Raw genomic sequence first — 15,678 nt, forward strand, 5'->3', positions numbered from 1 at the left:
TGCGGGCTACGACTGATTCGAGCTGCGCGTCGCCACGAAGGTCGTTATCAGCACGTCCTCGCCAGCCGGCCGCATCTCCATCTCGTAGTCGGTGATGTCCGCGTCGTCGGTCCCGCGACGCCGGATCGCGTCGACGAGCAACTGCCGAAGATCGCCCGCGCTGAGCGGGTCGGCTGCCGCCGAGAACCTCGCAACGACCTGACCGCGGTGCCGGACCGCGAAGTCGAGCAACACGGCGGCCGGCGAGTTCACGCGACGGCCAATATTCGGCGCGCTACCGGCTTCGACTCAGGAGTCAGGCGTTGGCCGTGGGAGCACGGTCGGGTAGCCGGGCTCGCCCGCCCCGACCGGGCTGGAGGCAGAGGGAGTGGGTCGGCGGGGCCGGCGTAGCCGGCCACGCCCGCCGCAGCAGGCGGCGCCTTGACGACGCGGACGTGTCCACCTGCAAGATCAGCGATCAGCTCGGACACGCGAAGATCAGCATGACGCAGGATCGCTCTGTTTTCACCCTGGACGTGGCGATCCCCAAGCTGCGCTCCGGGTCCTACTTCCCGGACTGGTTGCTCGAGCGCCGCCGCGCCGAGCGCGCCCTCACGACCGTGGTCGCCACCGCGGAGACGTGGATCATTCTCGGCCGCGGGGGCAAGCATTACGCAATCAAGCCGCCCTTGACCCGGCCGGTGCGACGTGGGCCGCGTTTCGGGGCCGAGGGAGCGGACAGATCCGGCACCCTCTCTCTTGTCAGTGCTGCGGACGAGACTGCGTCCATGCGGTGCTCGGTCAACATCCCGAACCTGGGCGACTTCGCCGACCCGCGGGTGGTGGGCGAGATAGCCCGACTCGCGGAGGACGCGGGCTGGGACGGGCTGTTCATCTGGGACCACTTGATCGGCTACAACCGGGACCTGGTGGGCGAGTTCGCTGCGACCAACATCCTGCTCGCAGCGGCTGCGCTGGCCACCAACCGGATCCGGTTGGGTACCCAGGTCACCCCGGTGCCACGGCGTCGGGCCCATCAGCTCGCTCGGGAGATCGCCACGCTTGACCGGTTGACAGGAGGGCGGATGATCCTTGGCGTTGGGCTGGGCGACCCGGTCGAGAACGAGTACGGCCGGTTCGATGAGCCGACCGACTTCAAGGTTCTGGCCGCCCTGCTGGACGAGGGGCTCGAGGCGATCACTCTGCTGTGGTCGGGTGAACCGGTCACCTTCCACGGCCGCTACGTCACTGTCGACGACGTGATCATGCGGCCCACCCCGGTGCAACGACCACGCGTCCCGATCTGGGTGGGTGGACACTGGCCGCGGAAGGCGCCTGCCCGGCGCGCCGCCCGGTGGGACGGCGCGGTCCTCACCATCGGCCCCTGGGAGCAGCCCCCCGACCCCGACGTCATCGCGGAGATGCACGCCTACACCCAGGCCCACCGCGACGAGGCCGGGCTCGGCGACGAGCCGTTCGAGTTGGTGGTCGGCGGGGCGACCCCCGGAAACACCGCGACCACCCGCGACATCGTTGGGCCGCTCGCTGCCGCGGGCGCCACCTGGTGGGACGAGCGCTTCCCGTTCGACAGCCTGGGCAGGTTCGACGCGGTCCGGGCGCGCGTCGAGCAGGGGCCACCCACGCTCGGCTGATGCGTTTCGGGCCCGCCGTCGCGATGTTGCGATGATGCTCGGAGCCCGCTGCAGACGGTCTCCGGGATGGCAGGCGCATTTTCGGTTGGCAGCGGGGCCGGCGTAGCCGGCCTCGCGCGCCGCCGGAGGCGGCGCCTTGACGACGCGGACGTGTCCACCCGCAAGATCAGCGATCAGCTCGGACACTCGAAGATCAGCATGACCCAGGATCGCTACCTCGGCCGCCGGCTCACGGACCGCCAGACGGCGGAGGTGCTGGAGGGGCTGTTCGGGGTGCCAGGGGACGAAAGGGTGCCAAAAGTGTCCCTGGATCTTGAGCAGAGATCACCGGCAAGCCCGTGACTAGCAAGTTTGGTGGGCCCCCAGGGGATCGAACCCTGAACCCGCGGATTAAAAGTCCGCTGCTCTGCCGATTGAGCTAGAGGCCCGTGGCACCCAAGGGTAGCCGCAGGGGCCCACCGCCCCGGAGATCACCACGACCCGCCCATCAACGCTGCGGACACGGCATCGACGTGCCGCTCGCAACGCCGCCGCCCCGACGACGCCACCGAGCAGCACACCGGGGCTGCGTACACAGCGCCCACGTGCTGCTCGTGCTGATCATGCCGCCAATGGCGCAGCGCCGGGCACACACCGGAGCGGTTCGGTGACCTGCGCATAGCTGAGCCGGAGTAACGCAGGGTCAGTTCTCGCAACCGTGAGCGACCACCCATCCTGGGGAACATGCGACCCCGTCACCTGCTCCCCGGAGTGCTCGGCGCCCTGCTCGCGGCCGGGTGCGCCACCCCGGACACCGTCATCCAGACGGCGGCCTCGACCACCCCAGGGCACAGCACCCAGGTGAGCGAGACGTTCCAGCGCAGCACGGGCCCGGCCGTCACCTACGACGAGACGCTGGTGCCCGCCGGCGCACGGGGCGCGGTGCAGTCCCGGTCCGGAGAGGGCACGACCACGGTGATGCTGGCCGTCCGGGCCCTCGAGCGGCAGCGCGTGTACGGGGCCCACGTGCACATGCAGCCGTGCGGGGTGCTGCCCGACGACGCGGGACCGCACTTCCAGTACGCCGTCGACCCCGTCGAGCCCAGCGTCGACCCCACGTTCGCGAACCCGCAGAACGAGATCTGGCTGGACCTCACCACCGACGAGACCGGCGCAGGCAGCACCGAGACGACGGTCGCGTGGACGTTCCCGCCGGACCGACGGCCGAAGTCGGTCGTGCTGCACGCCAACCCGACCTCCTCCGAGCCCGGTGAGGCGGGCGTGGCGGGCGGGCGCGTCGCCTGCATCTCCGTCGACTTCTGACGTCGGGGACAATGGGGCCCTGTGAGTGCCCCGACCACCGTCCGCCCGCTGCGGATCGGATCGTTCGTGTCCGATACGCCGGTCGTGCTCGCGCCCATGGCAGGCATCACCAACGCGGGCTTCCGGCGCCTGTGCCGCGAGCAGGGCGCCGGGTTCTACGTCTGCGAGATGATCACCTCGCGCGGGATCGTCGAGAAGAACCCGCTGACGTTCCGGATGATCGAGTTCGACGCGGACGAGCACCCGCGGTCGATGCAGCTCTACGGGGTCGACCCGGCGGCGATGGGGCTGGCCGTCCGGATGATCGTCGAACGGGATCTCGCCGACCACATCGACATGAACTTCGGCTGCCCCGTCCCCAAGGTCACGCGCCGGGGCGGCGGGGCCGCGCTGCCGTACAAGCGCAGGCTGTTCGAGCGAATCGTGCGCGCGGCGGTCGAGAACGCGGGATCGGTGCCGGTCACCGTGAAGATGCGCATCGGCATCGACGACGAGCGCCACACCTACCTCGACGCCGCCCGCCGGGCCGCCGACGCCGGGGTCGCCGCCGTCGCCCTGCACGCGCGCACGGCCGCCCAGCGCTACTCGGGCACGGCCGACTGGTCGGCGATCGCCCGGCTCCGCGACGCGATGCCCGCGGAGCTGCCGGTGCTCGGCAACGGCGACATCTTCAGCGCGGCGGACGCTCTCGCGATGGTCGAGCAGACCGGGTGCGACGGCGTCGTCGTCGGGCGCGGGTGCCTCGGCAGGCCGTGGCTCTTCGGCGACCTGGAGGCCGCGTTCGCCGGACGACCGCTGCCGGAGCCGCCGAACCTGGGGCAGGTGGCCGCCACCATGCGCAGGCACGCCGTGCTGCTCATCGAGCACATGGGCGACCACAAGGGCATCCGCGACATGCGCAAGCACATCGCCTGGTACCTCAAGGGCTTCCCGGTCGGCTCGGAGCTTCGCCGCAGGCTCGGCATGGTGAGCAGCATCGACGAGCTGGACGAACTGCTCGCCGAGCTCGACCCCGACATCCCCTTCCCACCCGACGCGGACGGCCCCCGCGGGCGGCAGGGGTCGGCAGGCCGCGTCGTGCTCCCCGAGCACTGGCTGGACGACCCGGACGACCCCACCGTCCCGCTCGGCGCAGAACTGGAGCACTCCGGCGGCTAGCGGTCAGTGGTCGGGTCGCAGGCCTCAAGGTCATGGCATCCGCGGTCGACGCATCCGGCATGACGATGCTGGACGCGGTGAGGCGGGAGCGCGTTCCGTCCACACCCGGAGCGGCGGGCGCGGCATGGCACACGGCGGCGGCTGAGGAGCTCGCCACGGCCGGCCGCTGGGAGCAGGCCTACCAGCACCTCCGCGCGGCCGTCCGCATGCTCAACGGGCAGCCCGGTGTCGACGAGCTCGACCGGCTGCGCCGCGAGCACGCCGAGGCCAGGGAGCAGAGCCGGCGCGACAGCCTCACCGACACCTACAACCGCCGCTACCTCGACGAGCGGCTCGTCGCGCTGGTCCGCGAGCCGGGCGGGGTCGGGGCGGCCGGGATCGCGGTCGCGCTGCTGGACGTCGACCACTTCAAGCAGATCAACGACACCTACGGCCATCCCTTCGGCGACCGCGTGCTGCGGCGGCTCGTCGCGGTGATCGAATCGAGCCTGCCGGAGGGCTCGTTCTGCGCCCGCTACGGGGGCGAGGAGTTCGCGATCGTCCTGCCCCGACACGACCGCCACGAGGCGGTGCGCGTGTGTGAGACGGCCAGGGAGCGGGTCGACGGCCACCTGTGGCCGGAGCTCGACCCGGGGCTCCGCGTGACCGTCAGCATCGGCGTCGCCCACGGCTTCGGACCGGTGATCGGTCACGACGGGCTGGTCGCCGTCGCCGACCGGCTGCTCTACGCGGCGAAGCGCTCCGGGCGCAACGCCGTCGCGTTCCACGACGCCCACACCGGACATGTCCGGCTCGCCGGGGCGGCGGCCGGCCGCCGGTCGATCCCGCAGCCACCGGTCGCCGCACCCCACTGCGTTCAGGACCCCTCTGCTCCGTAAGCTCGGATCGAGACGTTGAGGGGCGGGCTCGGGTGGATCTTGCCCGTGCCCGCCTTCTGTTCGTGCCGAGGAGGTGGGCGTGGAGGACGGTCCGTACCGTGCTCGGCGCCCCACCGGGGGTCGCAGGCGCGCCCACGAGGACCCGTACGAGGACCCGCAGGACGTTCTCGCCCGTCACGGCCTGCTCGGCTCCGACCTCGACGCGGCGCCACCCGGCAGCCGCGCGGCCCGACGCCGGTCCGCCGAGCTCGACTCGTTCCCCGGCGCGGAGAGCCCCTCCGGACGGCACGGTGCCGTGCCCGATGCCGGATCGCGGTCCGGGCGCCGGTACCGCGAGGACCGTCCGGACCTCGACGAACCCCAGCCGGCGCGATACCCCGACGAACGCTCCCGCCGCAACGGGCACGCCGCGGGTCTGTGGGCCGACCCGCCCGCCACCGGCGATGGCCGCAGGCGCGCCCCCGGCCCGTCCGACGCTCCGAACGGCAGGCGGCACTCCGGTCCCGTCGATGAGCCGGACCTGCTCCGCCCGCCGAGCCCCCCGCGACGAGCGGCCGAGCCGAGCCACCCCTCCACCGACGGGCGCCGCAGCCGGCACGCCGACCTCGATCCCGCGGCGGTCTCGGCCACCGGCGGAACCCGCAGGCGCCTCCCCGACCCGGTCGACGCCCCCGAGTTCCCGACGGGTGAGCGACGGCGGCGGGCCGTTCCATCCGGCCCGGACGCCACCACGGCCCTCCCCTCGGCCGGCCGGCGTCGACGCGCCGCCGAACCCGACGACGATGCGCCGCCGCGGCGCGCGGCCACGCCGCCGCCCCCGGCGAGCCCACCCCCGGCGAGCGGAGCGCCCCGCCGCAGGCGTGTCGAGACCACGGACGAGCCGGCCTTCCCTCCCACCGCCGCCGGATGGCGGGAGCGCCCGGCAGATCCCGACTTCGCCGACCCTTCGGCGCGCAGCGGCGCTCGCCGCCCGCGCATCGAGCCCACCGACGACAACGACCTCCCGCCCATCGGCCGACGACGCCGGGCTGCCGAGCCTGCGGGCACCTCCGCGCCCCCCGCCGCAGGCCGCCGCCGGACCGATGCCGACCCGGAGCCCCCCACCACGGTGCGCCCGGCCCTCGGTGCCTCGCGTCGGCGTCCTTCGGAGGACGCCGACCACCAGGCGCGACCCGATCCGGCGCGGTTGCGCGCGCCGGAGCCGGTCGGTCGTGAGGTACCGAGGCGCCGACCCGAGCCTCCCGAGGACGCGGACGTCCCGGTCACCCCCCGCCGACGCCGCCCGGTCGAACCCGTCGACGCCGCCGCCACCACGGCGCTGCCCGCTGCCCGGCGACGGGCCCGTGACGACATCGACGAGCCCCCGGCCCCGGCCACCACGGCGATTCCCGCCCGCAGGATCCGCGCCGATTCGCCGGACCGCGCCCGCCGTCCTCCGGCCGAACCCGCCGACTCCCCTGCGACCACGGCCCTGCCCACCACCCGGGCAGGGGCCCGGCCGTCCACGCTGAACCCGGAGGCGACGGCGGTCGTGCCGGCCGCCGGTCGGCGCGGTAAGGACCCCGACGCGGCTCCGGACGATGGCGCAGCCGCCACCCGCGTCCGCAGGACCGCCCCGGACAGCGACGCCGCTCGACGATCCGCCCGCGACGAGGAGCAGCACACACGCGCGATGCGGATCGACGAGACGCTCACCCGGCTCACGGCCGCCCACGCCGGTGTGACCCTCGCGGTGACCGACCGTCCCGCCGAGGAACCCGTTGCGCCACCGCCGCGCCGGGGACCCGCGGTCGTCGCGGGGCGGCTGCTCGCGGGGGCGTTGGCGCTCGCCGTGCTCGCGACCACGGCGTTCGGCTGGGGCACGAAGACCTGGCTGGGCTCGGGAGTCCGCGACGCCGCGGCCCTCGATCCGGGATCGAGTGCCGTTGTCGACGCGGCCGCCCAGGCCGGCGACGAGAACGTGCTGGTCGTGGCGACCAAACCGGCGTCCTCCGACACCACCGAGCCACGTGCGGACACCGTCGCCGTCGCGCACATCCCGGACAGCGGCGGCCCGGTCACCGTGCTCGCGTTCCCCCTCGACCTGGAGATCAACCGGCCGCCCTGCGAAGGGTGGGACTCCGCGACGGCGACGTACCGGGAGGAGCCGGAGCAGGCGGAGGCCCGCACCCAGCTCGTGACCGCCCTCGATCTCGGCGGCCCGCGCTGCATCACCCGCGTGGTGCAGCAGCTCAGCGGGCTCGCGATCACCAAGTACGTCGGCATCGACCTCGCCGCCGTGCCGGCTATGACCGACGCCGTCGGCGGGGCCGAGGTCTGCGTGCCGCGGCCGGTGCACGACGGCGTGCTCGGCCCGCTCGTCCCCGAACCGGGCCCGAACCGGCTGGTGGGTGTGCGGGTCGCCGACTTCGTGCAGGCCGGTGATGTGGAGGGCGAGCCTTCCGCGGAGTACGGGCGCATCGAACGCCAGCAGCAGGTGCTCGCCGCCGTGCTCGACTCGGCGGTGTCGGGCACCGCGCTGCTGGACGTCGGGCGGCTCACGGCGCTGCGCCCGGCACTCGCCGCCGCCGTGCTGACCGACGGGGCGGGGATCGACCAGGTGCTCGCGCTCGCGATGACCCTGCGCCGCCTGGACGCCGAGGGCGTGCGGTACGCGGCGGTGCCGACCGGTGAGCGGAACAGCCGCGGGAACGCCGTCATGCGCGAAACGGAGGCGGCGGCGCTGTTCGCGGCCGTGCGCGGCGACCAGCCGCTCCCCGCCGACGCCACGGACCCCGGCTCCGGGACGGCCGGTCCCACGCCGAGCGAGGTCTCGGTGGAGGTCGTCAACGCCTCGACCCGCTCCGGGCTCGCGGGCGAGGTGAGCGAGACGCTGAGCTCGCTCGGCTTCGACGTGGGCGAGCCCTCCAGCGCCGATCAGCCCACCTCGGAGACCGTCATCCGGTTCTCCCCCGACCAAGCGGCGGCCGCCGAGGTGCTCAGGGCCACGGTGCCCTCGGCCACCGAGGTGCCCGACCCCGGCAGCACCGGTGTGCTGCAGCTGGTGCTCGGCCAGTCGTTCGACGACGTGGTCCGGGCACCGTCGGAACCGATCGCGCTCGCCGCCCCCACGAGCGATGCACCCGCGGAGCCCGCCGTCACCTGCACGTGAGCTCCCCCGACGTTCACCGCGGGTTCACCCTCCCGCGCGACGGTTCGCCCGATTCGGCACTACCCTTGGGGGATGCGCGACGTCTACCAGGAGCAACTCGACGATCTGGCCGGGGCCCTGGCGGGCATGTGCACGCAGGTGGCCGATGCGATGCGCAAGGCCACGCGGGCGCTGCTGGAGGTCGATCTGCAGCTGGCCGAGGAGGTGATCTCCGAGGACATCCGCATCGACGAGATCCGCGCCTCCGCCGAGGAGAAGGCGTTCGCGCTGCTCGCCCTTCAGGCGCCCGTGGCCACCGACCTGCGGATCGTGGTCTCGGCCATCCACGGTGCGGGCGACATCGAGCGGATGGGCGACCTCGCGCTGCACGTCGCCCAGGCCGCCCGCCGCCGCCACCCGCACCCGGTGCTGCCCGCGGAGGTGGCCCCGTACTTCGCCGAGATGGGCAAGGTCGGTGTGGAGCTGGCGCTGAAGGCGGGTGACGTCATCCGTACCCGCGACCTCGCGCGCGCCGCCGAGCTCGAGACCGACGACGACGCGATGGACGACCTCCACCGGCACATGTTCACGGTGCTGATGGACCGCGACTGGAGCCACGGCGTCGGCCCCGCCGTCGACATCACGCTGCTGGCCCGCTTCTACGAGCGCTACGCCGACCACGCCGTGGCCGTGGCCCGGCGGATCGTCTACGTCGTCACCGGCCAGATGCCGGGCCCGCTCACGGTCTGATCACCAGTTCAGCCGTCGTTCATCCGGCCGCCGCTGCCGGCCGGGCGACGACTTCCTAGGCTCTCCCCGTGCCTCCCGCGCCGCTGCCGCAACAGCTGACCGAGCTGTCCGAACTGCTCGGCAGGATGTGCGCGGCCGCGGCCGGTGCGCTGAACCGCGCCACCGCCGCGCTGCTGGAGTCGCGGGAACGGCTGGCCACGCAGGTCGTGGCCGGCGACGAGGCGATCGACGCGCTCCGCGCCCAGGTGGAGGAGCTCGCGGGTGACGCGTTGCTGTTCCACAGCCCCGTCGCGGGCGACCTGCGCGCCGTCGTGTCCGCGATCCGGTCCGCTGGTGACATCGAGCGCATGGGTGACCTGGCGTTGCACGTCGCCGAGGTCGTCCGGATGCGTTCTCCGAACCCGGCGCTGCCCGCCGAGGTGCGCCCGGCCTTCGCCGAGATGGGGAAGGTCGCGGTGCAGCTGGCGCTCAAGGCCGCCGAGGTCGCGCGCACCCGCAACGTGATCCTGGCGGCCGAGCTGGACACCGACGACGACGCGATGGACGTGCTGCACCGCGAGATGATGGAAGTGCTGATGGACGAGCACTGGCCGCACGGGGTCCGCTCGGCCGTCGACATCACGCTGCTGGCGCGCTACTACGAGCGCTTCGCCGACCACGCGGTGGTGGTGGCACGGGAGACGGTCTACGCCGTGACCGGCCAGGAGCCCGACGCCCTCCCGATCTGAGGGGGCGCCGGGCTCCGACGGGCCGGGCGGTCAGCTCAGCCGAAGCGGCCGGAGACGTAGTCCTCGGTGGCCTTCTCCTTGGGCTGGGAGAAGATCGTCTTGGTCTCGTCCATCTCCACGAGCTTGCCGGGCTTGCCGGTGCCCTCGATGTTGAAGAAGCCGGTGTAGTCGCTCACGCGCGCGGCCTGCTGCATGTTGTGCGTGACGATGACGATCGTGTACTCGGTCTTCAGCTCGTTGATCAGGTCCTCGATCGCGAGCGTGGAGATGGGGTCGAGGGCCGAGCACGGCTCGTCCATCAGCAGCACGTCGGGCTGCACGGCGATGGCCCGCGCTATGCACAGGCGCTGCTGCTGTCCACCGGACAGGCCCGAACCGGGCTTGTCGAGCCGGTCCTTGACCTCGTTCCAGAGGTTCGCGCCGCGCAGTGACCGCTCGACGAGCTCGTCGGTGGCGTCCTTGCGCAGCTTCTTGCTGTTCAGCCGCTGGCCCGCGATCACGTTGTCGTAGATCGACATCGTGGGGAACGGGTTCGGCCGCTGGAACACCATCCCGATCTGACGGCGGACGCCGACCGGGTCGATCCCCGGGCCGTAGAGGTCCTGGCCGTCGAGCTCGAGCTTGCCCTCGACCCGCGCACCCGGGATGACCTCGTGCATGCGGTTGATCGACCGCAGGTAGGTCGACTTCCCGCAGCCCGACGGCCCGATCAACGCCGTGACCGTCTTCGGCCGGATCATCATGTTGACGCCCTCGACCGCGCGGAACGAGCCGTAGTAGATGTTCAGGTCCTTGGCTTCGATCGCCTTGCCCATCGCAGGGTCCTATCGGGTCTTGGGTGCGAACACGCGGGCGATGAGGCGCGCCAGCAGGTTCAGCACCATGACGATGATGATCAGTACGAGCGCCGCGGTCCAGGCCCGTTCCAGATAGGGCTCCCGCGGCACGCCGGGTGTGGCGTAGGAGAGGTAGGAGAAGACCGGGAGGGTCGCCATCCGACCGTCGAAGGGGTTGAAGTTGAGCGCCGTGGTCAGCCCGACCGCGACGAGCAGCGGAGCGGTCTCACCGATCACGCGGGCGATCGCCAGCGTGATGCCGGACGCGATGCCGGCGATCGACGTCGGGATCACGACCTTGAGGATCGTGCGCCACTTCGGCACCCCGAGCGCGAACGCCGCCTCGCGCAGCTCGTTCGGCACGATCTTCAGCATCTCCTCGGTGGCGCGGACCACCACCGGGATCATCAGGACCGACAGAGCCACCGAGCCGGCGAAACCGAGCCGGGCACCGGGACCGACCAGGTAGGTGAACAGCGCAACCGCGAACAACCCGGCGACGATGGAAGGGATGCCGGTCATCACGTCGACGAAGAACGTGATCGCCTTCGCGAGCCGACCCTTGCCGTACTCCACCAGGTAGACAGCTGTGAGCAGGCCGACCGGGATGGACATGAGCGCCGCCAGCCCGGTGATGATCAGCGTGCCCATGATGGCGTGGTAGGCACCGCCACCCTCGCCGACAACCCCACGCATGGACGAGCTGAAGAACTCGGGGTCGAACCGGACGATGCCCTGGGAGACCACGGTGAAGATCACCGAGATCAGCGGGATGACTGCCAGGCCGAACGCGCTGCTGACGATGACGGTGACCAGGCGGTCGGTGGCCTTGCGGCTGCCCTCGACCCGTCGCGACGCGACGTACAGCGCCACGGCGAAGAGCACGACGGTGCCGACGACGAAGAGCCCGAAGCTGAACCCGACCAGGGCCAGGACCAGCCCGACGACGACGGCGGAGGCTGCGAGGCCGCCGGGAACCGCCCATCGGGGCAGTTGCCCCTGAACGGCCAGACCGGCGGGTGGCGGTAGCGGCTCGCCCACCCGGTCCTGGCGCTTGGTGGTGTCGACGGTCATCAGTTGGCCCCCGAGAACTCTCGGCGTCGGTTGATGATGTAGCGCGCGATGGAGTTCACCGCGAGGGTGATGAGGAAGAGCACCAGGCCCGACGCGATGAGGACGTTGACGCCCAGCCCGCTGGCCTCGGGGAACTGCAGGGCGATGTTCGCCGCGATCGTGGACGGGTTGCCGTTGCTGATCAGGTTGAGCGTGATCCCGCCGGAGACCGACAACACGATCGCGACGGCCATGGTCTCGCCGAGCGCGCGACCCAACCCCAGCATGGCGCCGCTGATGATGCCCGAGCGGCCGAACGGGAGCACCGCCATGCGGATCATCTCCCAGCGGGTGGCCCCGAGCGCGAGCGCGGCCTCCTCGTGCAGCCGCGGCGTCTGGAGGAAGACCTCCCGCGAGACCGCGGTGATGATCGGCAGGATCATGACGGCGAGCACCACGCCTGCCACCAGCATCGTGCGCCCGGTGGCCGACACCGGGCCGGCGAACAGCGGGATGAACCCGAGATTCGACTCCAGCCACTGCATCAGCGGAACGGTGGCCGGAGCGAGCGTCCAGGCCCCCCAGAGCCCGTAGACGATGCTCGGCACGGCAGCGAGCAGGTCGACCACATAACCCAGCCCCTGGGCGATCCGCCTCGGCGCGTAGTGGGTGATGAACAGGGCGACCGCCACAGCGAGCGGCGTCGCGATGACCAGCGCGATGACCGCGGCGAGCAGGGTGCCGAAGATCAGCGGAATGACATAGGAGGCGAACCCGGCCCCGCCGGGGATGTCGGCGGAGGGCGCGGTGAACGCCGGGACCGCCTCGGCGAGCAGGAATGCCGCGACGCCTGCCAGGACGACCAGGATGAGGATGCCCGCACCCTTGGCCATACCGGCGAAGATGCGGTCCCCGGGCTGCACGACGGGCTTGACGGCGGTGACTGGCGGCTGGGTTTCGGCAGGCGCCGGCCCCGGGGTGGTTTCGGTACTCACATGATCCCTTCCGGCGGATCGCCGCGGAAGTTCGAGCGCAGGTGACGGCCACGGGCCGAAGGCCCGGACGCCTTCATGATGAAGAACGTCCGGGCCTTGCGGCTACGTGATGTCGCGCTCAATCATCCCGCCGCGGCGATGGCATCGATCGCGGGCTGGAACGCGCTGCGCTGGCTGTCGGAGATCGGCGCGTTGCCGGCGTTCTGCTGGGCCTGCGCCTGCCCCTCCTCGCTGGCGATGTAGCTGAGGAAAGCCTTCACGGTGCCGGCCTGGGCCGGGTCGCTGTACTGGCTGCAGGCGAGCGTGTACGACACCAGGACGATCGGGTAGGCGCCGGGCGTGTCGCGCTTCAGCTCGACCGCGAAGTTGTACCGGCCCTGACCCTCGACACGCGGGGACGCCTCGACGACGGCTGCCGCGGCCTCCGGCGTGGGGTTGACGTGAGCGCCACCGACCAGGACGTCGACGGTACCCAGGTCGCCCGCCTGGCTGAGGTCGGCGTACCCGATGGTGCCCTGGCCGCCCTGGACCGCGCCGATCACACCGGAGGTGCCCTGTGCGGCCTCGCCGCCCTGGACCGGCCACACGCCGTCGGGCTCGTGCGGCCAGTCGGCGCCGGCCGCCTCGGCCAGGTACTCGGTGAAGTTCTCGGTGGTGCCCGACTCGTCAGAGCGGTTCACCGGCGTGATCGCAGTGGTCGGCAGCTGCACACCGGGGTTCTCGGCCGCGATCGCCGGATCGTTCCAGGTTGTGATCTGCCGGTTGAAGATCTTCGCGATCGTGGCGGCGGACATCTGGACGTTGTCGACACCGTCCAGGTTGAACACCACCGCGATCGGCGAGATGTACAGCGGCATCTGGATGACGTTGTCGGGGCCCCCGCAGATCTGCTGTGCGGCGGGAAGCTCTTCCTCGTCCAGGGCGGCGTCGCTACCGGCGTACTGCACCGCGCCCGCCGTGAACTGGGTGCGCCCCGCGCCGGAGCCGGTGGGGTCGTAGTTGACCGTGGCGTCAGGAGCGACGCTGCTGAAGCCGGCGATCCAGGCCTCCATCGCGGCCTGCTGCGATGTCGCGCCCGCGCCGGCGATGGTGCCGGAGACATCGCTCGCCGCGGGTGCGCCGCCGCCCCCCGCCGGCGGGGCGGACTCGTTGGCCGCGCCGCAGCCTGCGAGCAGGAGTGCGCCGCTGGCGGCTACGCCGACGGCGGCGAGTCGGGCACGGGAGCCGTGCCGCAGGGTGTTCACCTGTGTTCCTCCGTACGTGGGTTCCCGTACAACGGGCACACGGCTCGGGGGCCGCTCGTCGCGAACGGTAGGTAAGGCCGGTGGACGGGCACCGCCGTTCAGATGAACGCAAGATGAACAGGTCCCTCGGGTGAGGGAGCACACTCACGGAACGTGGATTGTGATCTCGCCGTGACCTGCGTCGACGTGATCACATTCGTCGACGCCGTGGTTGCCGCAGGGTGAACAACCGTCATCGACGGTACGACACGTCCGCCTGCCAGCGGGTGAACCCCATGCCGCTGTAGAGCCGGACCGCCGGCGCGTTGTCCGCCTCGACGTAGAGCATGACGCGGGACTGCCCGCGCTCGCGCAGGTGCTGTAGGCCGGCGAGGGTGAGTGCGGCGCCCAGCCGCATGCCGCGGGCCGACGGGTCGACGCCGAGCACGTAGACCTCGCCGATCGGCTCCGGATCGGTGTGCACCTTGGTCCAGTGGAACCCGAGCAACCGGTCGGACTCGTCCACGGCGAGGAGGAACCCGGCCGGGTCGAACCACGGCTCGGCCTCCCGCAGCCGCAGCTGGGCGCGGTCCCAGCCGCCCTGCTCCGGGTGCCAGTCGAACGCGGCGTTGTTGACGCGCAGGAACTCGTCGTCGTCCTGTCCCGGCACGAAGGGGCGCAGCCGCACGCCCGCGGGCAGCTCCGGGTCGGGCAGCCCGTCGAGGAGGCTGCGGCGCATCTGCCACAGCTCCCGCACCGGGGTGAAGCCCAGACGGGCGGCGAGCGCCACCGCACCGGGATGCTGCCCGTGGGCCCAGACGCGGAGCGTGCCGCCGGCGCGGGCCAGCACCTCCTCGACGATCCGCCTGCCGAGGCCGGCCCTGCGGTGGCCGGGGTGCACGACGAGCTCGGCCGTTGCCTCGTCGGCGCCCTCCGCCGCGTCCAGCTGGGCGACTCCGAGGAGCACATCGTCGCCGTCGAGCGCCAGCAGGTGCGTCGCGCCGGGATCGGTCAGGTGCATCAGCACGTGCTCGCCGAGAGGCGGGGTGCCGTCGACGTCCGTGGCCGCGGCGGCGAGCGCCCTGACCTCGCCTGCCCGCGCCTCGTCCAGTCCCGCCCGCCACGACAGCTCGATCACACCGTCGACGTTAGCCCCACATCGCGCGAGCGGCGGCCTCAGGCGCGGCCGGCGACCTCGGACACCGGGCGCGGGACCCGGTCCCCTTCCTCGTCGTCCCCGGAAGCACCGTCGTCGTCCAGGAGCCCGACCGGCGACGCGGCCAGCCCGCCCCGGGTGGGACGGACGAACTTGTAGCCCACGTTCCGCACGGTGCCGATCATCTGCTCGTGCTCGGGGCCGAGCTTCGCGCGCAGCCGCCGGACGTGGACGTCGACGGTGCGCGTGCCGCCGAAGAAGTCGTAGCCCCACACCTCCTGCAACAGCTGCGCGCGGGTGAACACCCGGCCCGCGTGCTGCGCGAGGTACTTCAGCAGCTCGAACTCCTTGTACGTGAGCTCGAGGAGCCGCCCGCGCAGCCGCGCGGCGTAGGTGGCCTCGTCGATGACGAGCTCACCGAGCACGAGCGCCCCGCCGTCGCGGCCGGAGTCGGCCCCTGGCCGCGACTTCAGCAGCCGCAGCCGGGCGTCCACCTCGGCCGGGCCCGTGCCGGGCAGCAGGATCTCGTCCACGACCCACTCACCGGACACGGCCACCAGCCCGCCCTCGGTGAGCACGGCGATGACGGGCACGTCCATGCCGGTGCTGCCGAGCAGCCGGCACAGGCTGCGCGCAGCGACCAGGTCGGTGCGCGCGTCGACGAGGACCGCGTCGTGCGGGCCGGCGTCGAGCAGCGCCGCGACCTCGGGGGCCGCCGTGCGGACCCCGTGTGGGAGCAGCGTGAGCGCCGGCAGCACGGACCCCGGGTCGGGGTCGGCCGTCAGCAACAGGAGTTCCACGTGGTGTGCCTCCTCTCCCACCGGGAGTCGGGCCGCCC

The 15,678-nt window shown here is 72.4% G+C and carries 15 protein-coding genes, 1 tRNA gene and 1 pseudogene; 9 read left to right on the forward strand and 8 right to left on the reverse strand.

Translation table 11 applies throughout. The annotated features are described in order from the left end of the window. Positions 1 to 6 precede the first annotated feature (6 nt). Positions 7 to 252 carry a hypothetical protein gene (locus FHX44_RS13830; RefSeq protein WP_147256186.1) on the reverse strand — a complete coding sequence of 82 codons (246 nt, stop codon included), beginning with the start codon at positions 250 to 252 and terminating at the stop codon, positions 7 to 9. Positions 253 to 491: 239 nt separating this feature from the next. On the opposite strand from FHX44_RS13830, the pseudogene FHX44_RS13835 reads away from it, so the two are divergent. The 3 genes and pseudogenes from FHX44_RS13835 to FHX44_RS13845 all read left to right on the forward strand — a co-directional run. Further along, positions 492 to 608, forward strand: a pseudogene (locus FHX44_RS13835) (transposase); the annotation flags it as partial. A 159-nt stretch (positions 609 to 767) separates the two neighbouring features. Then, complete coding sequence (locus FHX44_RS13840) at positions 768 to 1,631, forward strand: LLM class flavin-dependent oxidoreductase (protein WP_147261155.1); 864 nt, start codon at positions 768 to 770, stop codon at positions 1,629 to 1,631. A gap of 150 nt (positions 1,632 to 1,781) precedes the next feature. Then, the gene (locus FHX44_RS13845) at positions 1,782 to 1,973 is read left to right on the forward strand and encodes a hypothetical protein (protein ID WP_147256187.1); all 192 of its coding nucleotides are present in this window, start codon (positions 1,782 to 1,784) and stop codon (positions 1,971 to 1,973) included. Between the two features lie 10 nt (positions 1,974 to 1,983). Here FHX44_RS13845 and FHX44_RS13850 read toward each other — a convergent pair. Continuing rightward, positions 1,984 to 2,059 (reverse strand) — tRNA-Lys (locus FHX44_RS13850). Positions 2,060 to 2,354: 295 nt separating this feature from the next. On the opposite strand from FHX44_RS13850, the gene FHX44_RS13855 reads away from it, so the two are divergent. The 6 genes from FHX44_RS13855 to phoU (FHX44_RS13880) all read left to right on the forward strand — a co-directional run bounded on the left by FHX44_RS13855 (position 2,355) and on the right by phoU (FHX44_RS13880) (position 9,577). After that, positions 2,355 to 2,933, forward strand: coding sequence for a superoxide dismutase (locus tag FHX44_RS13855; protein WP_147256188.1), 579 nt, complete (start codon positions 2,355 to 2,357; stop codon positions 2,931 to 2,933). A gap of 21 nt (positions 2,934 to 2,954) precedes the next feature. After that, the gene (gene dusB, locus FHX44_RS13860) at positions 2,955 to 4,091 is read left to right on the forward strand and encodes a tRNA dihydrouridine synthase DusB (RefSeq protein WP_147256189.1); all 1,137 of its coding nucleotides are present in this window, start codon (positions 2,955 to 2,957) and stop codon (positions 4,089 to 4,091) included. Positions 4,092 to 4,123: 32 nt separating this feature from the next. Beyond that, the gene (locus tag FHX44_RS13865; RefSeq protein WP_147256190.1) at positions 4,124 to 4,969 is read left to right on the forward strand and encodes a GGDEF domain-containing protein; all 846 of its coding nucleotides are present in this window, start codon (positions 4,124 to 4,126) and stop codon (positions 4,967 to 4,969) included. Positions 4,970 to 5,048: 79 nt separating this feature from the next. Beyond that, positions 5,049 to 8,120: an LCP family protein gene (locus FHX44_RS13870; protein WP_147256191.1), complete on the forward strand. Its 3,072-nt coding sequence runs from the start codon at positions 5,049 to 5,051 to the stop codon at positions 8,118 to 8,120. Positions 8,121 to 8,192: 72 nt separating this feature from the next. Continuing rightward, positions 8,193 to 8,849 (forward strand): phosphate signaling complex protein PhoU, encoded by a 657-nt coding sequence (gene phoU / locus FHX44_RS13875; RefSeq protein ID WP_147256192.1) that lies wholly within the window; start codon positions 8,193 to 8,195, stop codon positions 8,847 to 8,849. Between the two features lie 68 nt (positions 8,850 to 8,917). After that, positions 8,918 to 9,577 carry a phosphate signaling complex protein PhoU gene (gene phoU / locus FHX44_RS13880; protein ID WP_246170361.1) on the forward strand — a complete coding sequence of 220 codons (660 nt, stop codon included), beginning with the start codon at positions 8,918 to 8,920 and terminating at the stop codon, positions 9,575 to 9,577. 35 nt (positions 9,578 to 9,612) lie between these two features. Here phoU (FHX44_RS13880) and pstB read toward each other — a convergent pair whose 3' ends face one another. The 6 genes from pstB to FHX44_RS13910 all read right to left on the reverse strand — a co-directional run bounded on the left by pstB (position 9,613) and on the right by FHX44_RS13910 (position 15,640). After that, positions 9,613 to 10,392, reverse strand: coding sequence for a phosphate ABC transporter ATP-binding protein PstB (pstB, locus tag FHX44_RS13885; protein WP_147256193.1), 780 nt, complete (start codon positions 10,390 to 10,392; stop codon positions 9,613 to 9,615). Positions 10,393 to 10,401: 9 nt separating this feature from the next. After that, complete coding sequence (gene pstA, locus FHX44_RS13890; protein ID WP_147256194.1) at positions 10,402 to 11,487, reverse strand: phosphate ABC transporter permease PstA; 1,086 nt, start codon at positions 11,485 to 11,487, stop codon at positions 10,402 to 10,404. Then, positions 11,487 to 12,389 carry a phosphate ABC transporter permease subunit PstC gene (gene pstC / locus FHX44_RS13895; protein ID WP_342792552.1) on the reverse strand — a complete coding sequence of 301 codons (903 nt, stop codon included), beginning with the start codon at positions 12,387 to 12,389 and terminating at the stop codon, positions 11,487 to 11,489. The genes pstA and pstC overlap by 1 nt, the downstream gene beginning before the upstream one ends. A 194-nt stretch (positions 12,390 to 12,583) precedes the next feature. Next, a complete protein-coding gene (gene pstS / locus FHX44_RS13900; RefSeq protein ID WP_147261157.1) occupies positions 12,584 to 13,696 on the reverse strand; it encodes a phosphate ABC transporter substrate-binding protein PstS in 1,113 nt (370 codons plus the stop codon). Positions 13,697 to 13,937: 241 nt separating this feature from the next. Then, positions 13,938 to 14,822, reverse strand: a complete 885-nt coding sequence (mshD, locus tag FHX44_RS13905; RefSeq protein ID WP_147256196.1) for a mycothiol synthase — start codon at positions 14,820 to 14,822, stop codon at positions 13,938 to 13,940. Positions 14,823 to 14,860: 38 nt separating this feature from the next. Then, a complete protein-coding gene (locus tag FHX44_RS13910) occupies positions 14,861 to 15,640 on the reverse strand; it encodes a winged helix-turn-helix transcriptional regulator (RefSeq protein ID WP_147256197.1) in 780 nt (259 codons plus the stop codon). Positions 15,641 to 15,678 lie beyond the last annotated feature (38 nt).

Origin of the sequence: Pseudonocardia hierapolitana, assembly GCF_007994075.1 — a bacterium.
Lineage (GTDB): Bacteria > Actinomycetota > Actinomycetes > Mycobacteriales > Pseudonocardiaceae > Pseudonocardia > Pseudonocardia hierapolitana.

What these genes read in the sequence shown, in the direction of transcription:
- pstB (WP_147256193.1), bottom strand. Translation starts at nt 10,392, where the DNA reads ATGGGCAAGGCGATCGAAGCCAAGGACCTGAACATCTACTACGGCTCG.
- FHX44_RS13855 (WP_147256188.1), top strand. Translation starts at nt 2,355, where the DNA reads ATGCGACCCCGTCACCTGCTCCCCGGAGTGCTCGGCGCCCTGCTCGCG.
- pstA (WP_147256194.1), bottom strand. Translation starts at nt 11,487, where the DNA reads ATGACCGTCGACACCACCAAGCGCCAGGACCGGGTGGGCGAGCCGCTA.
- phoU (WP_147256192.1), top strand. Translation starts at nt 8,193, where the DNA reads ATGCGCGACGTCTACCAGGAGCAACTCGACGATCTGGCCGGGGCCCTG.
- FHX44_RS13865 (WP_147256190.1), top strand. Translation starts at nt 4,124, where the DNA reads ATGGCATCCGCGGTCGACGCATCCGGCATGACGATGCTGGACGCGGTG.
- FHX44_RS13840 (WP_147261155.1), top strand. Translation starts at nt 768, where the DNA reads ATGCGGTGCTCGGTCAACATCCCGAACCTGGGCGACTTCGCCGACCCG.